The organism is Psychrobacter sp. M13, assembly GCF_030718935.1.
Classification (GTDB): Bacteria; Pseudomonadota; Gammaproteobacteria; order Pseudomonadales; family Moraxellaceae; genus Psychrobacter; species Psychrobacter immobilis_G.
This window is the reverse complement of record NZ_CP132194.1, coordinates 2236755-2259417: the sequence shown is the minus strand read 5'-3', so window position 1 is coordinate 2259417 and position 22663 is coordinate 2236755. Positions and strand designations below refer to the sequence as shown.

Annotated in this window: 17 protein-coding genes and 3 tRNA genes; 10 read left to right on the top strand and 10 right to left on the bottom strand. The window is 42.0% G+C overall.

Annotation, left to right across the window (positions count from 1 at the left end):
- Positions 1–349: 349 nt before the first annotated feature.
- Complete coding sequence (locus Q9G97_RS09470; RefSeq protein ID WP_305898605.1) at positions 350–670, top strand: hypothetical protein; 321 nt, start codon at positions 350–352, stop codon at positions 668–670.
- Positions 671–820: 150 nt separating this feature from the next.
- Here the strand turns inward: Q9G97_RS09470 and Q9G97_RS09465 are convergent, their stop codons facing one another.
- The gene (locus Q9G97_RS09465) at positions 821–1420 is read right to left on the bottom strand and encodes a YceI family protein (protein ID WP_305898604.1); all 600 of its coding nucleotides are present in this window, start codon (positions 1418–1420) and stop codon (positions 821–823) included.
- A 172-nt stretch (positions 1421–1592) separates the two neighbouring features.
- On the opposite strand from Q9G97_RS09465, the gene Q9G97_RS09460 reads away from it, so the two are divergent.
- A complete protein-coding gene (locus Q9G97_RS09460) occupies positions 1593–2615 on the top strand; it encodes an NERD domain-containing protein (protein WP_305898603.1) in 1023 nt (340 codons plus the stop codon).
- A 66-nt stretch (positions 2616–2681) separates the two neighbouring features.
- On the opposite strand, the gene Q9G97_RS09455 is transcribed toward Q9G97_RS09460, so the two are convergent.
- The 4 genes from Q9G97_RS09455 to Q9G97_RS09440 form a co-directional block, all read right to left on the bottom strand.
- Positions 2682–4355 carry a GMC family oxidoreductase gene (locus Q9G97_RS09455; protein WP_305898602.1) on the bottom strand — a complete coding sequence of 558 codons (1674 nt, stop codon included), beginning with the start codon at positions 4353–4355 and terminating at the stop codon, positions 2682–2684.
- A gap of 135 nt (positions 4356–4490) precedes the next feature.
- Positions 4491–4817 (bottom strand): DUF779 domain-containing protein, encoded by a 327-nt coding sequence (locus tag Q9G97_RS09450; RefSeq protein ID WP_305898601.1) that lies wholly within the window; start codon positions 4815–4817, stop codon positions 4491–4493.
- A gap of 181 nt (positions 4818–4998) precedes the next feature.
- Positions 4999–6027: an alcohol dehydrogenase AdhP gene (gene adhP / locus Q9G97_RS09445; protein WP_305898600.1), complete on the bottom strand. Its 1029-nt coding sequence runs from the start codon at positions 6025–6027 to the stop codon at positions 4999–5001.
- Positions 6028–6123: 96 nt separating this feature from the next.
- Positions 6124–7650: an aldehyde dehydrogenase family protein gene (locus tag Q9G97_RS09440; RefSeq protein WP_305898599.1), complete on the bottom strand. Its 1527-nt coding sequence runs from the start codon at positions 7648–7650 to the stop codon at positions 6124–6126.
- 361 nt (positions 7651–8011) lie between these two features.
- Here Q9G97_RS09440 and Q9G97_RS09435 point away from each other — a divergent pair, with 361 nt between their 5' ends.
- The 4 genes from Q9G97_RS09435 to Q9G97_RS09420 all read left to right on the top strand — a co-directional run bounded on the left by Q9G97_RS09435 (position 8012) and on the right by Q9G97_RS09420 (position 12490).
- Positions 8012–9973, top strand: coding sequence for an AAA family ATPase (locus Q9G97_RS09435; RefSeq protein WP_201569725.1), 1962 nt, complete (start codon positions 8012–8014; stop codon positions 9971–9973).
- A 78-nt stretch (positions 9974–10051) separates the two neighbouring features.
- Positions 10052–11239, top strand: a complete 1188-nt coding sequence (locus Q9G97_RS09430) for a type I glyceraldehyde-3-phosphate dehydrogenase (RefSeq protein WP_305898598.1) — start codon at positions 10052–10054, stop codon at positions 11237–11239.
- A 110-nt stretch (positions 11240–11349) separates the two neighbouring features.
- Positions 11350–11440: transfer RNA gene (locus Q9G97_RS09425), tRNA-Ser, on the top strand.
- 273 nt (positions 11441–11713) lie between these two features.
- Entirely contained in the window at positions 11714–12490 is a 777-nt protein-coding gene (locus Q9G97_RS09420; protein WP_305898597.1) for a hypothetical protein, read from the top strand.
- 115 nt (positions 12491–12605) lie between these two features.
- On the opposite strand, the gene Q9G97_RS09415 is transcribed toward Q9G97_RS09420, so the two are convergent.
- The 5 genes from Q9G97_RS09415 to Q9G97_RS09395 all read right to left on the bottom strand — a co-directional run bounded on the left by Q9G97_RS09415 (position 12606) and on the right by Q9G97_RS09395 (position 16487).
- Positions 12606–13340, bottom strand: a complete 735-nt coding sequence (locus tag Q9G97_RS09415) for a hypothetical protein (RefSeq protein ID WP_305898596.1) — start codon at positions 13338–13340, stop codon at positions 12606–12608.
- Positions 13341–13935: 595 nt separating this feature from the next.
- The gene (locus Q9G97_RS09410; RefSeq protein ID WP_201569721.1) at positions 13936–14262 is read right to left on the bottom strand and encodes a CopG family transcriptional regulator; all 327 of its coding nucleotides are present in this window, start codon (positions 14260–14262) and stop codon (positions 13936–13938) included.
- Positions 14263–14490: 228 nt separating this feature from the next.
- Positions 14491–14566: transfer RNA gene (locus tag Q9G97_RS09405), tRNA-Asn, on the bottom strand.
- 300 nt (positions 14567–14866) lie between these two features.
- Positions 14867–14942, bottom strand: a tRNA-Asn gene (locus tag Q9G97_RS09400).
- Between the two features lie 342 nt (positions 14943–15284).
- Positions 15285–16487 (bottom strand): pyridoxal phosphate-dependent aminotransferase, encoded by a 1203-nt coding sequence (locus Q9G97_RS09395; protein ID WP_305898595.1) that lies wholly within the window; start codon positions 16485–16487, stop codon positions 15285–15287.
- A gap of 439 nt (positions 16488–16926) precedes the next feature.
- Here Q9G97_RS09395 and Q9G97_RS09390 point away from each other — a divergent pair, with 439 nt between their 5' ends.
- The 4 genes from Q9G97_RS09390 (at position 16927) to Q9G97_RS09375 (ending at position 22612) form a co-directional block, all read left to right on the top strand.
- Complete coding sequence (locus Q9G97_RS09390) at positions 16927–17679, top strand: SDR family NAD(P)-dependent oxidoreductase (protein ID WP_305898594.1); 753 nt, start codon at positions 16927–16929, stop codon at positions 17677–17679.
- Positions 17680–17850: 171 nt separating this feature from the next.
- Positions 17851–19593: an NAD(P)/FAD-dependent oxidoreductase gene (locus tag Q9G97_RS09385; protein WP_305898593.1), complete on the top strand. Its 1743-nt coding sequence runs from the start codon at positions 17851–17853 to the stop codon at positions 19591–19593.
- 153 nt (positions 19594–19746) lie between these two features.
- Positions 19747–20811: a DUF1365 domain-containing protein gene (locus tag Q9G97_RS09380; protein ID WP_305898592.1), complete on the top strand. Its 1065-nt coding sequence runs from the start codon at positions 19747–19749 to the stop codon at positions 20809–20811.
- A 322-nt stretch (positions 20812–21133) separates the two neighbouring features.
- On the top strand, positions 21134–22612 hold the full coding sequence (locus Q9G97_RS09375) for a cyclopropane-fatty-acyl-phospholipid synthase family protein (RefSeq protein WP_305898591.1): 1479 nt from the start codon (positions 21134–21136) through the stop codon (positions 22610–22612).
- Positions 22613–22663 lie beyond the last annotated feature (51 nt).

The window sequence follows — 22663 nt, the reverse complement described above, 5'->3', positions numbered from 1 at the left end:
TCGAGCACAAGACGTAGGCTTTTGCCGAGGGTGAGGGAAGATTAAGCAGAGTACTACTCTGTCCGAGTGCAAGGCTAAAGCTGTGCTTGAGTTAGGTGGGCATAAACCATTAAAAATCAATAGCCTATGCCCCGCATATTTCGCGACTATTAAAGAACGCCTATCTAGAGGCTCATCTTGTTATCTTTTGAATCATTCAAAATTTATAGTAAATAGAGTTTACTAGTTTGCTAATCTAAAGACGCTTTAAGATGTGTACGGCTTTTGTACTAGTACATTGCTTAGCTAGGAATATTGACTTAACATCAAGTATCTAAATATCCTATAAACCTAATTAAGGAGAGCTGTTATGTCAAATGAATCAGTTGATAACAAAGCAAAAGATGATATTACTGTGAGTAAAAAGGTGCAAAAAAAGCTAAGCAAACTGAATATAAAGCGTCAAAAAGAGCAAGATAAGATAGACAAGGTGCGTCAAAAAGAGTTAGATAAAGTCGATAAGCAGCGTCAAAAAGAGCAAGATAAAGTAGATAAGAAGATTCAGGGTATGGTTGATGATATCAATCAAAAAGCGCTAAAAAAGCAAGAAAAAATGGATACTAAGATTCAAAAAAGAAGAAATAAAGTAGATACCGCTGGTATCGCACAAGATCAACCGTGGCAGTACTAAGAACATCAAAGAGCTATTGTTTTAACATTAATAGTCTCTGGCTCATGCTTTTTTAGATAGCTGATTGCTTCTATAAAGAAAGTCTTAAAATATATTGATCTGCCCAACTGAGAAATCTAGCTTCTAAGTTGGGGTTTTCTTGTCGCTTAATTAATTAGCTGCAACCAAATTGCCCGATATCTCCAGCGGGATCATCGTGCCCACTATACTTGGAAAGGCCGTTACCCCATAAGTATATCTATTGATAGTGCCCGTTGCCTTAAATTTGATAATAGGCTGCCGCGTGGTAGGATCCATCTCGACGTTATTCAATTTAACTTTTACCGTTAACGGTTTGGTTTGACCTAGTACTGTAAAATTGCCTGTGACGTTGGCTTCTTTAGCATTAATCATGCTGACTTTGTTAGAGACAAAAGTCATCGTCGGATACTGCGCACTATTGAGCAGCTCTTTACGGCGTAAGAATGAGTTACGTAGGTTGCCGCCCGCATCAATGCTATTGGTATTTACCGTAAAATTAATCGTGGTATTAGTAGGGTTTTTGACATCATAATGGATAGAGCCATCCATCTTATGAAACTGACCTTCAACGGTGCCATTACCGAGATAGGCTACTTTAAAATCCACGTTAGTTTTGGGTACATCTAGTTGCCATTTTTGCGGTGTTGCAGCTGATGCCAGCATTGGTAATGACAGTAGCAGACTAGCGCTTAGGGTGGTTTTGAGTAAAGTAGTGGTAAAGCTATTCATAGTTATAATCCAAAAAGCAGTTCTAAAATGAGTATAAATTAAAAAGTAGTTCACAAGGGGACAAAGTTCCGCTATATTTTGCCACATATAAAGATTCGGTAGCATACCTCGTTTATCGTTTTACCTTGTACATTTAAAGTTTTATTACCTACATATCTCAGAGATAAAATCAATGTCCATGATGTCCAGTTTTAAGGGGTTTTTAGGCGAGAGTGTCATCAATATTGCCACTTGGCTCAAGCTTGAAAAAGAGAGTTATCATCGCTTAAATAACATCACTCTGCCTTTAGATAATGGCGGTAGTACGCAAATTGATCATGTTATCGTCTCAAAATATGGTATTTTTGTCATTGAGACCAAGAACTATAAAGGCTGGATATATGGCAATGAAAAGCAAAGCCAATGGACGCAAGCTTTCCCGAATGGCAGTAAGTATAAATTTCAAAATCCGTTACGGCAGAATTATCTACATATTAAGACGCTAGCAGAGCTATTAGCATTAGAGACAAACTATTTTCATTCTATGATTGCCTTTATTGGCGAGTGCGAGCTTAAGACCCGCGATGAGCTACCAGCACACGTATTAAAAGGCGGTATAGTCAGTTATATCAAGAGCAAGCAAGATGAGATATTAACGCTTGAAGAAGTCACGTCAATTGTTGAGCAAATAGAAACTAAGCGCTTTACTAAGTCATGGCGTACGAATCGTGCGCATAAAGCCTACTTAAAAGACAAGCATGCGCCTAAAGCTAACAAGCCAGATAGCAAACCTGACAATAAAGTGATTTTAAATCAAGAACAAAAACCTGCTGAACCAGATAAACAAGCAAAAATAAAAGCGCCCGCGAAACAGTATGAGCAGTGGTCAGGCCAAGTGAAGCAAGACGATGTATTGTCGATGCCGTTTACCAGCAAAAATGCTGTTTTTATGACACCGTTTGAGGTTTTAGATTCTGAGAGTAGTGAGATTAAAATCAAAATCAGTGAGCCTGCTAAAGCAAGTTCTCCTATAGATAGATCTACTAGCTCTAAAAAAGTCGATGACATAGCCAGTATTACGTCAGAGCCTAGTTGTCCTAAATGCCATAGCGAAATGATACAACGTATCGCCAAAAAAGGTGCACGGCAAGGGCAAACGTTTTACGGTTGCAGCCAGTTTCCCAAATGCCGTGGCGTTGTGAACAGCGTATCTTGAAGTAAAAGAGGCTTGCCATATTATGACAAACCTTTTTTATTTTAGAGCTGAATTAACTAAAAAGAACTAAGCCAATTCTGTTTGATCAACAGCTTGATTGCTCGCAAACTCAGCCTTGATAATATCCGCCAACTTTTCAGCAATCATAATCGTCGGTGCGTTAGTATTGGCGCTGATTAACGTTGGCATAATGGATGCGTCGATCACTCGTAACCCTTTTACGCCTCTTACCTTAAGCTCCAAATCAACCACCGATTGCTTATCAGGCCCCATACGGCAAGTGCCGACAGGATGATAAATCGTATCTGATCTATTGCGGATGAAGCCGAGCATACCGTCTTTTTCTAGATAAGGCGCTGGATAGTCTTCAGTTATGTAATCCGCCATTGGCGTCTCTGCCATGATAGCGCGAGTACGTTCAGCGCCTGCGATCATGTTCTCGACATCTTTAGGATGTGATAGATAGTTTGGATCTATTAATACAGCTGCTGCAGGATCATTTGATGCCAGCTTAACCGTGCCGCGACTCTCAGGACGTAGATAGCATGAGTGAACGGAGACGGCATAGCCGAGCTTTAGATCACGACCATGATTCATGACGCGCGCAATAGCAAAGTGTAGCTGGGTATTAGGCCACTCTTTGGGCGCGTCCCCTACGCTAAAAAATGCGCCACCCTCAGCATAATTTGTCGATAATATACCTGTCCCATCCTTTCGCCATTGACGCATAGCTTTAAAAAAGTTAAAGCCAGCGACGGCGCCAACCCCGAATACATCGGTGGTATTGACCTCATAATCGAACACCACATCTAAGTGATCTTGCAAGTTCTCACCGACCTCTGGCGCATCGACGATGACTTCAATATCTAAGTCTTGCAGCTGATCTTTAGGGCCAATGCCGGAGAGCATCAAGACTTTAGGAGAGCCAAACGCACCGCCACAAAGAATTACTTCGTGACGGGCTATAACGGTTTGTTTAACGCCATGTCTTTCATAAATGACGCCAGTGGCTTTTTTATTATCAGAGCCGTTATCATCATTGTTGTCGTTATCAAAAATAACTTTATTGGCTTGTGCGTGAGTGATAATGGTTAAGTTTGGACGCTCTTCTACTGGATGCAAATAAGCCGCAGCAGCTGAGCAACGCTGACCTTGTTTTTCACCATGAAAATGGGTGACTTGATACAAGCCTACGCCATCTTGTTTAGTACCGTTGAAGTCCGCATTATGATCAAGTCCGTTAGCGATACCAGCCTCTACAAAAGCTTTGGAGATATCACGAGGGCTGAGCAAATCACTAACGTTTAACGGGCCACTATCGCCATGCAAATCATCGCCGCCGCGTACATTATTTTCAGACTTAATAAAGTAGGGTAGCACGTCATCAAAGCCCCAACCTGTACAGCCTTGGTCGACCCAGAGATCATAATCAAGTGGACTGCCGCGAGTATAGACCATAGCATTAATGGCAGAAGAGCCGCCTAGGCACTGACCACGCGGTTGAAAGCCACGTCGATCGTTGAGATGAGTTTGTGGCTCAGTATGAAAGCACCAGTTATTTAATTTAATTGGCTTGCCAGGGACGAGCAGAATTAGCCCAGCGGGCACACGAACGGCTAAATCCTTACCATCGCCGCCATACTCTAATAAACAGACAGTGATATCTGGGTTTTCTGTAAGGCGGCTGGCAAGCACACAGCCCGCTGAACCACCGCCAACGATGACATAATCAAAATCCATTTTGTATTCCTTATAGCATCTATGCTTGTTATATTTAGCGAACAATTCGTTAATATACTTATATCATTAAAATACTTAATGAGGCAAAACATTGTTACATATTGCAAAGTGATATATTTATTGTAGTCCGCAAAATCATAGCGCGCAAACCTCGGAACGCACAATAAATCGTTTACCCTCGGGTATCTCCAAAGAAAAACTAGCGCCGCGCCCATTGACTACATCTATAGTTAAATCAGTATGCTGCCAAAGCTTGTGTTGCGCTTTGCCCATATAAAAGGGACAGCCTGCCAGCTCACCAATAAGCACATCTTGACCGCCTACTTTGAACTCGCCGAGCGGATAACACATCGGCGAGCTACCATCACAGCAGCCGCCCGATTGATGGAACATTAGGTCACCGTGCTTGGACTTTAATAACTCGATTAACTCAACGCAAGTTGCTGTCGCTTCAAGTTTCATGTTGTGCTCCTTGTCTTTTAAAGCTGATTTTTTAAATTGTACTACGAAAATACAAAAGGCCGTATCGCTCTCAGTCATACTATTAATAGCATGGCACTGAAAACAATACGACCTATTTTTGAGAGTTAAATAATTAGCGATGACATTGCTGACTTAACGTCAGAACATCACTTGCTGATCACTACATCGTATAGTCAATCACAATACGTCCCTCGATCTTACCATCGCGCATACGTTCAAAGATATCGTTGATATTTTCGAGTGGCTCAGCGGCAACGGTCGCTTTTACTTTGCCTTTGGCAGCCATATCTAACGACTCTTGCAAGTCAAGGCGTGTACCCACGATAGAGCCGCGAATGGTGATGCCGTTTAATACCGTATCAAAGATAGAGACAGGGAAGTCGCCCGTAGGTAGACCGTTACAGACCAAAGTACCGCCGCGTCGTAACATACTAAGCGCTTGCTCAAACGCTTTAGAGGAAACGGCTGTCACTAGCACTCCATGAGCGCCGCCTATCTCTTTTTGTAGATACTCACCAGGATCAGTGTTTTTGGCATTGACGATGACTGTTGCACCGAGCTTTTTGGCAAACTCAAGCTTCTCATCATCAATATCAACAGCGGCAACGTTTAAGCCCATAGCAACGGCATACTGTACAGCCATGTGACCGAGGCCACCGATACCTGAGATGACAACCCAGTCGCCAGCTTTGGTTTCGGTCATTTTGAGACCTTTGTACACAGTGACGCCTGCACATAAGACAGGTGCAATCTCTACCGAGTCCACGCCTTCGGGGATGATACCGACGTAGTCAGCATTAGCCAAAACATACTCTGCAAAGCTACCATTAACCGAGTAACCAGCGTTCTTTTGACGTAAGCACAAAGTTTCCCAGCCGCCTAGACAATGGGTACAGTGACCACAGGCAGAGTATAGCCAAGGGACACCGACGCGATCACCTTCTTTAACATGATGAACATTATCACCGACGGCAGTGATGAGTCCGACGCCTTCGTGTCCTGGAATGAATGGCGGGCTAGGCTTGACCGGCCAATCTCCTTCGATAGCATGCAAGTCGGTATGGCAGACGCCTGATGCTTGCATTTTAACGACGATCTCGCCGGCACCTGGAGTTGGAATGTCCACTTCTTCTATTTGTAAGGGCTGTCCAAATTCATGTAGGACGGCTGCTTTCATTTTATTACTCATACTATTCTTCCTTATTTTATTGTTTACATTTTTAATGTTTTACAAACGTCTTGGATACACCTTATCAATCAATGATAAGGTGCTTTAAGAATAGATTTAGAAAAATCCCATAGCTTTTGGATCATAAGAGACCAGCATGTTTTTGGTTTGTTGATAATGATTGAGCATCATTAGATGATTCTCACGACCGATACCAGACTGCTTATAACCACCGAATGCAGAATGAGCAGGGTAGAGATGATAACAATTGGTCCATACGCGACCCGCTTGAATACCACGGCCAAAACGATAAGCCTTGTGTACACTTCGAGTCCAAACACCAGCGCCTAGACCATATAGCGTATCATTAGCAATACTCATCGCCTCATCATCATCTTTAAAGGTCGTCACAGCAAGTACGGGCCCAAAGATCTCTTCTTGGAACACGCGCATATCATTAGTGCCCTCAAAGATAGTCGGCTGTACATAATAGCCCTCTGCAATACTACCCTCATGCTTGGCACGTTCACCACCGACTAACACTTTAGCGCCTTCTTTTTTACCGATATCCAAGTAAGATAGGATTTTCTCTAGCTGATCGGAGCTGGCTTGTGCGCCAATCATAGTATCGGTATCTAGTGGATTACCCATTTTGATCGCTTTGACACGTTCGACACAACGCTCAATGAACTTGTCATAGATGCTCTCATGCACAAGGGCACGAGATGGACAAGTACAGATCTCGCCACTGTTAAGCGCAAACATCACGAGGCCTTCGATAGCTTTGTCTAAGAACTCATCATCTTCATCCATAACGTCGGCGAAGAAGATGTTCGGACTCTTACCACCGAGCTCTAAAGTCACGGGAATGATGTTTTCACTGGCGTACTGCATGATAAGACGACCTGTGGTGGTCTCACCTGTAAAGGCTACTTTGTTGATGCGTGGATTAGAGGCTAGCGGTTTGCCGGCTTCAACACCGAAACCATTGACGACGTTAAGCACCCCTTTAGGAAGGATATCCGCCGCACCAATGATATCGAGCATAAACAGAATAGAGGCAGGCGTTTGTTCAGCAGGCTTTAGGACGATACAGTTACCTGCAGCAAGCGCTGGGGCCAATTTCCATACGGCCATTAAGATGGGGAAGTTCCAAGGAATGATCTGACCGACGACGCCGAGGGGTTCATGAAAGTGATAGGCGACGGTATCGTTATCGATTTGACTCAGCGTGCCTTCTTGCGCACGAATGGCACCAGCGAAATAACGGAAATGATCAATAGCTAAGGGAATATCGGCGGCCAGTGTCTCGCGTACGGGCTTACCGTTCTCGTAGCACTCAGCAATAGCGATGGCTTCTAGATTGGCTTCCATACTATCAGCGATCTTGAGCAAAATATTAGAGCGCTCTGTCACGCTGGTTTTACCCCAAGCGTCTTTAGCAGCGTGAGCGGCATCCAATGCCTTTTCGATATCCGCTTCTTTAGAGCGTGCCACTTGACAGATAACTTTGCCATCGATAGGGCTAGTATTATCAAAGTACTCACCATCGACGGGCGCGGTCCACTCGCCATTGATAAAGTTGTCGTATTTTTCTTTAAAGTGAACGCTGCTGTCGTTGGTATTAGGATACGGATATAACATAAACTATTCCTTGTCGGATTATTATTTAAGCACTTTTTATCATAGACTTACTTTTGCTATTGGTATTTTTGTCATAAGCAGGTTTTACTAAAAACAGTAATGACTTATAACTTAACTAACTTAGCCAGCCAATCTTCCTGATCTGATGACTGTTCTATCGTACTGAACTTTTGACTAGACTTATAGTTAATTTTTATTATGTTTTTATTACTCTTCTATAACTGATAGTTTGCAAAGCTTAACGGTTTAAAAGGTTTGCAATCTGCAAGTAGCTGTTATAATTGTTGCCAATATTTTAGGGTATGACACTTAATAGTGCTAATACCTGCTCATTCAAAAATCTATAAATTGGTCTAAGTTTATGCGTCAATCTTCTGCTCTTGATATTTTGCAAACGGGTCAAAATGTATTTTTGACGGGCTCTGCAGGTTCTGGTAAGACTTATACCCTTAATCAATATATCAACTACTTGCGTGCACGTCGGGTGCCTGTTGCAGTGACGGCGAGTACGGGTATAGCCGCCACGCATATGAATGGTACAACGATTCATAGCTGGTCAGGCATCGGTATCAAAGATGAGCTATCTGAGCGTGATTTGACCAATTTGTCACGCAAGCAGTTTTTGGCAGATAGACTCAAAGATACCGCTGTACTAATCATTGATGAGATATCGATGTTGCATGCCAAACAGCTCAATATAGTCAACCAAGTTCTCAAACATGTCCGTAAGAGCGATAAAGCCTTTGGCGGTATTCAAGTCGTCGTCGCAGGAGACTTTTTTCAGCTACCCCCAATTGGTAGCAGAGGCGAGAGCAATCGCGATAAGTTTGCTTTTATGAGCGAGGCGTGGCTAGATGCTGAGTTTCATATTTGCTATTTGAGCGAGCAGCATCGGCAGGTCAGTGCAGCAGCAGAGGGCGGTCTTGATCTGGATGATATCTTAAACCAAATTCGTCGGCAAGATGTCAGCTTTGAGGCTATCGCAGCGCTTGAGGCGACTTACGATCAAGATGTCGATATCAAGCGAACAAGGCTCTATACCCATAACTTGAACGTCAATAAAATCAATGATAAAGAGCTTGCTGAACTAAATGGCGAGATGAAGCGCTTTGATGCAACCTCCATTGGTGAAGATAAGCTGGTCGATACGCTCAAGAAAACCGTACGCACGCAAGATGAGCTAATTCTAAAGGTCGGTGCAAAGGTAATGTTCATCAAGAACAACACTGAGCTCAATGTGTCAAACGGTACGATGGGTGAGCTGATTGGCTTTGCCACGGTAAAAGTCGATGATAGTGCTAGTAAAGTAAAAGCTAAGAGCGATGCCAAAGCAGATATGAGTGATGATGAAACCATCGCTCTTGAAAATGAAGCTGGCGATGATGATAAAGTTATCGGAGCTAAAGATAAAGCTAAGTCAAAAGAAAAAGCCAAAGTTGAGGACAAAAAGCCATCCGCGCAAAAGATGCCCGTAGTGCGCCTGAATTCAGGCCGTGAAGTCATTGCCGAACCAGAAGAATGGATCATTGAGGATGAAACGGGCGATGTGCTGGCAAGCTACAGCCAAGTGCCATTATGTCTAGCTTGGGCGATTACAATTCATAAGTCGCAAGGCATGACTTTGGACGCCGCTGAAATTGATCTATCACGTACCTTTGAGCTGGGACAAGGCTATGTCGCGCTATCAAGGCTTAAATCGCTGGCAGGTCTGCAACTATTAGGTATGAATACTATGAGCTTGCAGTTAGATCCACTCGCGCGCGGTGCTGATAAACGTTTCTTAGCGCTATCAGAAGAAGCCGACGCCAACTATGCAATGCTTGACGAAAAAAGCATGCAGCAAGCACATGAAAAATTTGTGACTAAGTCAGGCGGCACTAATAGTAAAACTATTATTGACGCCTATGCGACTCTACAGAAAAAACGCCGTGAGCAGCAGCAAGTGTTGCAAGATAAAAAGCAGGTAAAAGGCAATCAAGTCGCTGATAAATCAGAAGCTACCCTGCTGGTTACGCGCCAGCTGCTAGAAGAAAGTCTGTCGATTGCCGAGATTGCCCAGACGCGCGAGCTTGCACAATCGACGATTATGCGCCATATTAGTGAGCTCAAACATCTAGACCCAAGCCTTGCCTGCGATCACCTGCGACCTGAGGATGAAATTATGACAGCGGTTGGCACCGCTTATGTGGCTATCAAAGTCGCTAATAATCCCAACGACTTCAATGACGATGGCAGTGCTAAGCTGCGACCCATCTATGACTATCTCAAACAAAACGTCGATTATAATACGATTCGTTTAGCGCTGATTTTTATTAGTCCTTAATTTATTTGCTTTAGCTATTCGTTTTATTATTTCACCTTTCGCTAAATCTTGTTTTCTTACTACAGTGATATCTTAGTTATGTCTGATTTTGCCAATGCCACTTATCGCCCTGTAAATCGCGACTTTGATAACTCAATCTTCCATAATACAAGTGATGATGTTCAGCCTCTGCGCATCGCTATCAATGGATTTGGACGCATAGGTCGTAATGTATTACGAGCGCTACTTGAACGTTTTGAGGTGCTTGGACGGGGGGTACATGTCGTTGCGATCAATGACTTAGCACCTGCTGAAACCTTACTACATTTATTAAAATTCGATAGCACTCACGGGCGTTTGAGCCAGTTAGGCGTTAGTGCCCATATTGTGCAAGATGGTATCACCGATCAGCAGCAAAAATCTTCTGCCAGTGCCAAATCTGATATTCAGCTGTGCTTGACTAAAAAAGACAAAATATATTGTATTCGCCTGTTATCTCGAGAGAGCCCCAAAGATCTACCTTGGGAGGATTTAAATGTCGATGTAGTGCTTGAATGTACAGGACATTTTCGCTCTTATGGCCAAGCAAGCTTACATATTGCCGCAGGAGCCAAACAGGTTATCATAGGAGCTGCACCCTTCGATGATGTTGACGCTTGTATTGTCATGGGCGTCAATAGCGATGAGCTAACTTGTGAGCTACCGATTATCTCTGGTGTCTCTTGTACTACTCAAGCGCTAGTGCCACTGATAGATAGCTTGGATAAAGCCTTTGGGGTAGAGTCGGCGATGATGACTGAGATTCATGCCGTCACTGCGGATCAAACGGTACTCGATCAAGCGCATCGTGATCTAAGACGCGCCCGAGCTTCTGGTTATAATATTATCCCGACGACTTCTAGCAGCATTGCTGCCACTGAGCGTGTACTGCCTAATATGACAGGTAAAATCAATGGTCACTCTATTCGAGTACCCACTATCGATGTGGCCGCTATCGATGTGACTTTTGTATTTAACACACCTGACATTAGTATTGAGGCCATGCGTGAAGTGCTGCAATCTGCCAGTAAAGGCTATTTGGACACTATTATGGCTTATACCGATGAGCCGCTGGTCTCAAGTGACTTTATTCATCAAACGGAGTCACTTATCATCGATGGTCAACAATTGATGCAAGTTGGTAATCAGTATAAAGTGTTTGCTTGGTACGACAATGAATGGGGCTATGCCAATCGTTTATTAGATATGTGTCTACACTTATCTGTTAACCAACAGGCTACTAAATAGGCAGTCTTCGGATCACTAAAAATCCAAAATAGTGTCTTTGCAAAATAATTTAATTTTTTTTCGTTAAGTACTTGCATTCTTATTTAAGATCGCTATAATGATGCACAAATGGAGACGTGGCAGAGTGGTTGAATGCACCGGTCTTGAAAACCGACAAGGGTTTGTAGCCCTTCGAGAGTTCGAATCTCTCCGTCTCCTCCAAATTTAAGTGCTACTAAGTACTGATAAAAAGCCCCAATCATAATTGATTGGGGCTTTTTTATGCGCGATGTTTTGATGATAACTCTAGCTAATTATTATTATTAAGTGAAAAATAATCCTAAATATTATTTGAGATCAGTAGTATAGCTTAATGTAGTTATCTTTTGAACACTAATACAACAAAAAAATACTAGACATAAATATCTGTTAAGGCGGATATTAGCTTCATGCTACCTGATTTATTTTTTTGTAGGCCAACAAGAGGATAATGCAATGAAAAAACTAGCGTTGTATATAGTAGTGGGAGCTGCCCTTTTAGGCTGTGGCGGTGATGATTCTGATTCTAACTCAAGTTCTAATCCTAACCCTAATCCTGATCCGAATACTAGTGTCAAGTTAATGCCAGGTTTTTATACAGGTACTACAGATGAAGGTGAAGTGCTAGAGGGCTTAGTTGATGATGATAGCAGGATGTGGTTCACCTATGCAGAGATTGCAGATGCTGAAGAAGAAGTAATAGGCTTTCTCACTACTAATGGCCCACTATTGCTCAATAATAGCAACTTTTCGGTAGCAGCTAGAAATTACCCATATGATAACCGCGGCTCTCAAGAGACTACTATTAATGGTACTTATAAATCAAATGTCATTACAGGAACAATTCTTGAAGTGGCTTCGAACTCAATAAAATATAAGTTAAATTTCAACACGGCATCTTTTAAAAAACATACGTTGAATCTTATTGATAGTAAAACATTTACAGGTCCTCTATATGTGACGAGTGGTACAGGCGCAGCTGAAGCAACGATTAAATTCACTACAGATGGTAATTTCACTGGTGAGGATAGCAAAGGCTGCAAAATATCAGGTAAATTTACTCCAGCTGTTTCAGAACGATACTATACGACCAGTGTAACGTTTAACCAAATAAAATGTGTCGCTGCTGGAGAGACACTCACTGGAGTATCAATATTAGATGACGGTAATACTGATCTATTGATTCTCGGTACTAATGGTAGCGGAGGTAGAGGCATGTATTTTGGTAGCTAGTATTAATAGACTGTAGATATTATTCGACCCTTGTATTAAAAAGCCCTAGTTTAAAATAACTAGGGCTTTTTAATGTGAGACACTTTATATATCAATTTCAAACAATGACTATAACTCACTTCACCAGCTTCTCAGCAAACTCTATCTTTTGACCATCCGTTAATGTCAACGTGCCTTTAAGAATTTCAACCGACACATTTTGTGAGTTTTTGATCGCTCGCATAACGTTGATATCTTCGATACTACTCTCGATGATTAACTTGCCAGACTGTTCAGGGACGATAGGGTTGTCAAACTGGGTCAAAGGCACATTGAATCGCTTACCCTTAGTTAGCTTGGCATCTTTCATCATTAGATCACCCTTAAAGCTCTCAATAGGGACAGTGCCATGATTAGATAATATAAACTGCATTTTCACTTGATTTAGACTATCGCTATCGCTGGTTTTGACAGGTAGTAGGGCGACAGGATAAGTCTGCGCATTGATAGTGCCTTTTTGCTGGTTAGCCACTACAGGACTTTTCTCGCCCGTTGGATTATTAGGGTGCAGGCGTTCATACTCGCGCTGCTGTATCAAAGCTTGCTTGATTGTCGTGCGCGGCATCGCGCCTGACTCATAAGCGTCGCTCAGCTTCATACGTAGCATATAACGACTCAGCAAGCTTCTATCAGCCTCAGGCAGCTGCTCAAAAGTATCACCAAGCTTTTTTTGCCATTGATTTGAGTCGGTAGGAATGGTTTGCTCAACAGGGTCGTCTTGCGGCATAGAGCAGCCACTGATAATAGCTGTCGTACCTAAAGCAAAAGCTAAAAGTAATGTCGCACTCAAACGCTGTCTTAATACAACCATTGTTGCTCTCCCTTATCATCTATACAAAATATATAAAAACTATATCAGATTAGGGTCTGTTGAACATTCATAAATGAGCACTGCTGATAGCTAAAATTGGTCTAGTCTAAGTAAAAATCGCAGGTAATGCAGATGCCTTGGCTAGATTTTTACAACGAATAGGGCAATTTTAGTATCAGCCTTCACTACAAAAACAGGGACAGGACTCTTTTTTGCCGATTCGTCATTAAAAAGATCCGCTTAGAATGACTAAACTAGATATTTTTAATCTAGAATCGCCTAAAAAATAGTCTCTGTCAGTGCCAAAATCGAATGTTCAACAGACCCTATCTATTTGTCGAAATAATAATCTTTAATATACCGTGTTTGCGCAAGTTAACCATCATTAATATTGTGTTAAATTTTGCAAGATAATAGTTTTTAGCAGCTGATGTTACTAAAAAGTTGATGAGTCAGCCAACAGCTAAAAGAAGAACGAGAGAAAATGAGGCCAATAAAAAGGCTAAGCGCTATTAAGCAAACTTAGCCTACAAAAATATCAGTCATAAGTAGTTACTGGACTTATAAGCAGCTAAGCAGCTAAGCAGCTACTATATTAGTTATCTTGTAGCTCAGATAGTGGATGACTAATACTGTTATTATGGGTCTTGATAATAGCCTCATCGATGATACGTTGGCTGACACCGCGCTTACGTAGCGTCTCGATAAACAGCTCATCATGCGCGAGTGTATAATCCTGATGATCACGATCAAGACCTTGACGGATATATAGACGAATTAGACCTTGAATACGCTTAAACCCTAGCTCTGATGACGTAGCGTTCAATAGCTCAATCATTTCCTCAGACAGACGGATACTAATAGGGCGGGTGACCTTTTGTGGGTGATCAGAGAATTTATTTTTTATACGAGTAGGTATCATAACAAACCATTAATTTAGTGGATAAGATAAACTGCGTGATTGATAACTGTGTCTACTCTTACATATCTGACACCTTGCCATGATAGCATTATCCAACGCTTATCTGTAGTGCAATAAGAAATACAGTGGCAGTTGTTCTGCACATAACTCAATAGCCAAAAAATTATTTAACGCCCACAAAAAAGCCCTTATCAAATACTGATAAAGGCCTTTTTGATGACTACAATATGGCTCCTCAACCTGGGCTCGAACCAGGGACACACGGATTAACAGTCCGACGCTCTACCAACTGAGCTATTGAGGAATAGATGGTTATAACTAAAGATTTGCTTAAAATATGAGCTAGTCCGCGTTATGTGAGGCACATTTTAGCCAAGTCGCTTGAGCCTGTCAACCTTAATACTCTATTAATTACCAATATAAGCTAAATTTTTAAATTTATCGATAAAGGGTTCATATTTACCAAGGTTTTGAGACCTATAGCTTACTCATAACGCATCCTAGCCGCCATAAAAAAACCCTCATCAAAGTGATGAGGGTCTTGGCATATGCCATAATCGAATCAAAGATGATTCAATGCAGCTAATTAATAACTGACTAAATTTGGCTCCTCAACCTGGGCTCGAACCAGGGACACACGGATTAACAGTCCGACGCTCTACCAACTGAGCTATTGAGGAATAGTAAATTATAAAAGTGACTTTATAAAACAATGATATAAAAAGCACTTTATAATTAGCCCGGCAATTACTCTTACGAGTTGTTGCTAAGTGGGGCGTATTCTAGCAAAGATAAAAAATAGGTCAAGCCCTTTTTGCTGTTTTTAGCAAATTTATGATGATAAATTTTTGTTTTTAGTTAAATTCGCTCATTTATGCTCTTTTTTTGCCCTGATATAAAAAACCGCCCTGAGGACGGTACAAGCAAAGCACTGCTTTGCCCGTCCGCAAGACAAGAGCTATGCTCGCAGTTGAACGTCTTTTTTATGACTACTATTTGCGGTTTATGATGAGCAGCTCAAGTTATTCAGCTACATCTAATTCTGCAACTGCGCTTTCAATACGCTGTAAGGCATCCTTTAGCGTGGCTTCATCAGTAGCGTAGGAGATACGCATAAAGCCGCCAAGACCGAATGCATCGCCAGGCACTACAGCAACGCCAACTTTTTCAAGTAGCCATTCTGAGAACTCAGTACAAGACGATAGGCCAGCAGCTTTTATCAGCGGTTTGATATTAGGATAGACATAGAACGCACCGTCTGGACGCAAGCAGGTGATGCCTTTGATAGCATTTAGGCCATTTACCACTAAGTCACAACGTTTCTCAAACGCCTCAATCATAGGATCAAGGACGCTTTGATCGCCATTGATAGCGGCTTCTGCTGCTACTTGGCTGATAGAAGTTGGGCATGAGGTCGACTGTCCTTGCACCTTTTTCATCGCGCCAATCAGTTTGGCAGGGCCACCCGCATAACCGATACGCCAGCCTGTCATCGCATAGGCTTTTGAGACCCCATTTAGGATGATAGCGCGCTCTTTGAGTTCAGGCGCGGCATTTAAGATGTTGTAAAACTTCTCGCCTGTCCAGCGAATGTGCTCGTACATGTCATCAGAGGCAACATAAACTTGCGGATACTTTTTGAGTACCTCAGCTAGCGCTTTTAGCTCATCTAAGCTATAGATCATACCCGTTGGGTTAGAAGGACTGTTAAGCACGAGCATCTTGGTTTTTTCAGTGATCGCTGCTTCTAACTGCTCAGGGGTGATCTTAAAATCTTGATCTTCAGGGCATTTTACGATGACAGGCTTGCCTTCGGCAATAATGACCATGTCAGGATAGCTGACCCAGTATGGTGCTGGAATTATAACTTCATCGCCAGCATTGATAAACGCTTGGCATAAGTTGAAAAATGACTGCTTACCGCCTACCGATACTAAGATCTCATTTGGCTCATAGCTGATATCATTATCGTTTTTAAATTTGTCGATAATGGCTTTTTTGAGCCCTGGAGTACCATCGACCGCCGTGTATTTGGTAAAACCACTGTTGATGGCGTCGATTGCCGCTTGCTTTACATACTGCGGCGTATCAAAATCAGGCTCGCCCGCGCCTAGACCGATAATGTCCTTGCCTGCTGCTTTTAGCTCTGCGGCTTTATTAGAGATCGTTAGGGTTGGTGATGGTTTGATACTATTAACGCGGTCAGATAGTTGCAGTTCGCTCATGTGAAATCCTTTATAAACGAGTTAGATAAGTTGGGATAGTTCAGGTACGGCTTGCATAGCGGTAGCTATTTGAAGAGGACCGTAAAAGCTATAGTAAGCTTAGCTATTTGCTAAGAATAGATCGAATTTATAATCGAGGCGATATCTCAGTTAAGCATTTTATAGTTTTAGGTCGCCATATTGTAGCATGTAGATATTGCGCTGTCTTAAGCCGCTATACATAGGAAATAACTATAATTTAGCCTGTCCCTCTATATTAATAAAGTCAGTTTTGCTTAGGACATTTTAAGACTCAATCTAAAATATGACTTTTATCGCCACAGTATAGCTACGATTCGCTTGCGAAGTTAGTACAATATCGTCACCTTAAAATGAGAATAGTTGGTTATGATAAATTATATCAAAACAAACTTTAAATTATAATTTAAGGATATTTAGTATGACTAATTCAAATAAAGCTGATTTCAATAAAAAGCTGCACATTGTCATCACTGGCGCGACCTCGGGCATTGGTAAGCAGCTCGCCCAAGATTATTTATCTGCAGATCATCATATTTATGCGGTCGGTCGTGACGATGAAGCGTTAAAAGAGCTAAAAGCGTTAGGTGCAACACCGATTGATTTGGACCTGATGGATCGTGACAAAGTGATTGAGGCTTTTGCCAAGATTGAGCATATTGATTTGGCGATATGCGGTGCGGGTGCTTGTGAGTATTTGGATATGCCAAACTTCGATAGCGAAGTATTTATGAAGGTTATGTCAATAAATATGGGTACATTATCACATGCCATTGAAGGCGTATTACCGAAGCTGATTGCCTCAAAAGGTCGCCTAGTCGGTATCGGTTCGGCCTCAGCCTATGTGCCGTTTGCGCGTGCTGAGGCTTATGGTAGCTCAAAGGCGGCGATTCATTATCTAATGAAAACCTTGCAGATCAGTTTAGCACCGCATGATGTCGCGGTCAGCTTAGTTGTGCCAGGGTTCGTTGAGACGCCGATGACTAAGCAAAATGATTTCCCAATGCCGTTTTTGCAGACCCCTGAACAGGCCAGTCGTGCTATACGTCATGGGATTGAAAATGGTGATGAAGTCATTGAATTTCCCAAAAAGCTTACCCTGCCGCTAAAAACGTTAGGCACGCTGCCTGATATGGTCTGGCAGCAGGTGAGCCAAAAGCTGAATAAAAAATAACATCAAACTCAAAAAGTACGATTAACCTTCTTGAACTTGCTAAGTCTACTAAATGTAGTACTTGCACAAGTTTGCCGCATCACTGTTACGTTGCTTTTTGAAAATGGTATAAGTTTAAAATCGCAATTCTAAATTACAAAATCATTCTTAGAATAATAAAGGAAAGCTTTAATGGCATTTATCCGTCGTAAATCAGCAGCTAAATCTGCTAAGTCCAATGATTCAAACCAGCCTGATAATATAGCGACGGCTAGCGCTGATGCCAATTTGCATCGTACCAGTGATACGGTAGCTCGCAAACGTGTTGCTATCGTTGGTTCAGGGGTGTCAGGACTAACTTGCGCGCATTATCTCGCTAAGCTGCATGAGGTGACGATGTTTGAGGCTAACGATTATATCGGTGGTCATGTCAATACGATCGATGTCACCTTGCAACAGGGCAAAAAGTCAAAAGCTAAGTTTGTAGAGAATAGCGCCATCGACACGGGTTTTATTGTCTTTAATGAGCGCACTTATCCTAACTTCTTTCGTCTGCTACATGAGCTACAAGTACCGTTTCAAGCAACGGATATGAGTTTTTCAGTAAAGAACACCGCGCGAAATTTTGAATATAACGGTCATACGATTAATACTCTGTTATCGCAGCGTAAAAATGTAATGAATCCTAAATTCTGGCGCTTTTTAAAAGATATCTTGCAGTTCAATAAGCACATACAACAACTGCGTAAAGACTTTGATGCAGCGCGTGCAGCAGGGCAGGACATCAGCCAGTATACAGAGCAGACGCTAGGCGGTTATTTAGATAGTAAGCGCTACGGTAAGCTATTTACCGATAACTACCTGTTGCCTATGGTCTCGGCTATTTGGTCAACGAGCTTGGAGGAGGTGCAGGACTTTCCGTTAGTATTCTTCGCCCAGTTCTTTGATAATCATGGCTTATTGGATGTGGTCAACCGTCCGCAGTGGTTTACTATAAAAGGCGGCTCTAAACAGTACGTCAATAAGTTGATCCCACGCTTTATCAAAGCGGGTGGCACAGTACGGATTAATACACCTGTACAGTCGATTATCCGTCAAAACGATAAAGTAATTGTCAATATAAGCACTGATAGCGAAGCACAGCAATTAGAATTCGATGAAGTTATCTTCGCTTGTCATGCGGATACTGCGCTACGCTTGTTAAAAGATGCCAGCAGTACAGAGTCAGAAGTATTGAGCCATTTTCGTTTTACACCTAATACGGCAGTATTACACACTGATACCAGCATATTGCCTAAGAAGTCATTAGCATGGGCCAGTTGGAACTACTTGATAGACGAGCAAGCAAATAAAGACAACACAGGGCAAGAGCAAACAGACAAAGATAAAATTGCAAAACCCATGCTCACTTATCATATGAATATCTTACAGCGTTTGACCAAACAGCATAATTATTTGGTTACCTTAAATACTGATATTGATGAGGCTCAAGTGATTAAGCGTATTGATTATAGTCATCCTGTCTTTGATAAGCCAATGATCGCTGCGCAAAAGCAATGGTCACAAATATCAGGCGGTAGCTTGCACACGCATTTTTGTGGTGCGTATTGGTTTAATGGCTTTCATGAAGACGGTGTGCGTAGCGGGCTGCGGGTTTGTCAGGCACTAGGAAGCACAGTCACTATCGAAGATGAAGTAGACGTCAGCCATCTGCCTGATGCTGATAGTGCTCATACGCCATTTCGCTATCGTGATCTACCCGTAAAAGCGGACAGATCCAATCGTAAACTCGATAAGCGCCAAGTTATAACGGCTAGCACCAATCAAGAGCTAAATGACTATGTGAAAGTCTTACAGCCTACTGCCGATAAATATATTGCGCAAAAAAAGCAAGGGCTGTTATCAAGATTTAGCTTAAGGAAGTCTGCACAATAAAACGGCTACTACTTTGAAGTTTTCATTAATCTTTAAAATAGATTTTGTAGGGTGTACTCCATCGCACCGATAATGCCGCTATCACCAATCGTCGGTGCATAGAATGCACCCTACGCCTAATTTAGTTTTTATAAATTGTTATAAGAGATCTTTATGCCTGCTGATTCATCTGATATCGCCTTGCTTGACCAGTCACCTAATAACTCACTAAATAGTTTAGAAGCTGTGCCTCATCAACTGTTTCACGGGACGACATGGCACAGTCGTTTGTTGCCTAGCGTGCACAAGTTTGCTTATCCGTATCGTTATTGGGGTGTCAATATTACGGCTCTAGCTGCTGGACAAGCGTTGCCAGAGGTCGCTTTATCGATAGAGGGGTCAGTAAAACCTAAAAAATCCTTCAAGTCTAAATTGTTAAATAGCTGTACGTTGAACCATAAGTTATTACAAAAGCTGCCTTTATTTTCAGCGCAGCATAAGGCTGTGCAACAGTTTTGCGCTAGTGATTATTTGCAAGCACCTGACAAAGACGATAGTAAGCATAAGGAGAATGGTGACAAAAGTAGCAATAGTAGTAAGTCTAAAGCTAAATCATTCAAATCTAGCTCATTACCGTTAGCCAACGAGCAGTTACTAGGGCGCTTAAATGAGGCATTTATTACGCAAACAGACAGTGCACCAACGGGCGATATAATAGGGATGCTGGTTTGTCGTAACGCAGGAATGTATTTTAGCCCCGTAAACTTTTATTTAGGCTTTGATAATGAGCAGAATCCCAGTCATCTATTGGCTGAGGTGTCGAATACCCCTTGGGATAAGCGCCATTATTATGGTTTTTTGTTAGATGGTGCAAATAGCGAGTTTTGTTACGATAAAAACTTTCATGTGTCACCTTTTAATCCTGTCGATCAGTTATATCGCTGGCAGGTTAAGGTGAATCGGCAGCAAGATAGTTTACTGCAAGATTGCCTGAATGTACGCATTGCTATCGATATTAGTGATGCGCGCGGTGAAGTGCTCAAAACTGGCATCAAGATGACAGGTGTGCCGATGACTGCCAACACGATACGTCAAAGCTTAAGAGCAAACCCACTCATGAACCTAACCTCATTAACGCGTATTTATTGGCATGCTTTTAATCTTTACGCTATCAAAAAAGTACCCTACGTGGGTTATGATGAAAAGCTGGTAGATAGTAAACAAAATCAAAAATCTTAAATATGCTTTTTAGTAAAGTATAACGATAGATGTTATTTGTTAGTAGTACTTACAGTCTTTACATTTCTAATAATAAAAATTAAACAGTTATCAGGTATGCTTTTGACTCGTTTTTAGTTCGTTCAGAATAATAAACCCGTAACTCAAGCTCATAGAAATGAGACATATTTTAATAATTTATAGAAATTGCCACTTATTTTTATCTATTATAATTTTATTGATTACTTTGTTTTATCATTAATTTTTCATGTCATCTTTGACATACAATAGTTGTGCCACTCATGCTTTTAGCCTATTAAGACTTAGACAGGATCATAGTCATATGCCAGCACGTCCAACCGATCGTAAGCCTAGCTCGAAACTTGCCAAGTTGAATGCTCGCTTGAGTAAAACTATTAATAGTAGTGCTGTATTAGCCCCTGTCAGCCTTAGTATTAATCACTTGGCTCGAAAAGCGATATTTCAAGCACTAAAGCATCTGCAATTTGGCCGCTTAACACTCATTGAAGATTTCGATGAAGCGATGCCTAATACACAGACCTTTGGTAATAAAGCTGGTATTGATAGTGGAAATCCTGTTGATAGCTATAATAAGGGCAGCTCAGCAGTAGGTCGACATTCGCTGCAAGTCACCTTAACTATTCATGATATCAGTGTCTATCGTCAGCTGTTGTTTGGCGGTTCAATTGCCCTTGCTGATAGCTATATCAATGGCGAGTGGGATACGGATGACTTGACGGGGCTTATCCGTATGGCCGCGCGTAACCTTGCCGTGCTTAATAAACTTGAGAACCGTTTTGCAGGGGTTAGCAAAGCGTTCGAGAAGGCCAAGCATCAACTGCGCAATAATGATCAGACCAATGCAAAATCTAATATCTTGGCGCATTACGATTTGGGCAATGCGATGTACGAGCGGTTTTTAGACGCCACTATGATGTATTCATCTGCCGTCTATTTAACGCCAGAGACTGCGCTTAGGGATGCCCAGCAGCATAAGTTGGGGCTAATATGTCAGCGCCTGCAACTGACAGCGGACGATCATGTGATCGAAATAGGTACAGGCTGGGGCGGTTTTGCGATTTATGCGGCTCAGCATTACGGCTGTCAAGTAACTACGACTACTATCTCAGATGCTCAGTATCAAGAGGCACAGCGACGGGTTAATGCTGCAGGGCTAGAAGATAAAATCACTTTACTCAAGCAAGATTATCGTGAGCTGACGGGACATTATGACAAGCTGGTGAGCATTGAGATGATTGAGGCGGTCGGTCATGAGTATCTGCCGACGTTCTTTGCCAAATGTAATGATCTGCTGAAGCCTACAGGACTAATGGTACTACAAGCTATTACCTTTAATGATCAAAATTATCAAGAGTATCTAGGCTCTGTTGACTTTATTCAGACCCACATTTTCCCTGGTGGTTGCCTGCTATCTAATCAAGAGCTGAATACTCAGTTCACTGAGCAGACCGATATGGTCATCAAGCAATTGCATGATTATGGCTTTGATTATGCTTATACCTTACGCGATTGGCGCGAGGCCTTTATGGCGCAGCGTATAGAGATTCAAGCGCTTGGCTATGATGATGCCTTTATCCGCCTATGGGAGTTTTACTTTTGCTATTGTGAAGGTGGGTTTTTGGAGCGTACCATCGGTGTAGTTCAGGTCACAGCAGTTAAGCCAGATAATATAGACACCCTACATTTTTCAGATTTGCCAGCTGCTGATATATCAGATAAGCCTATTGATAATGTCATTAACAAGCGTAGTGCACCTAGCAGTGCTGCTGCATTTGGCTAAGGATGACATGCTTAGAGTCAATGGCTAAACGGCTTTACAATTAAGTCACCT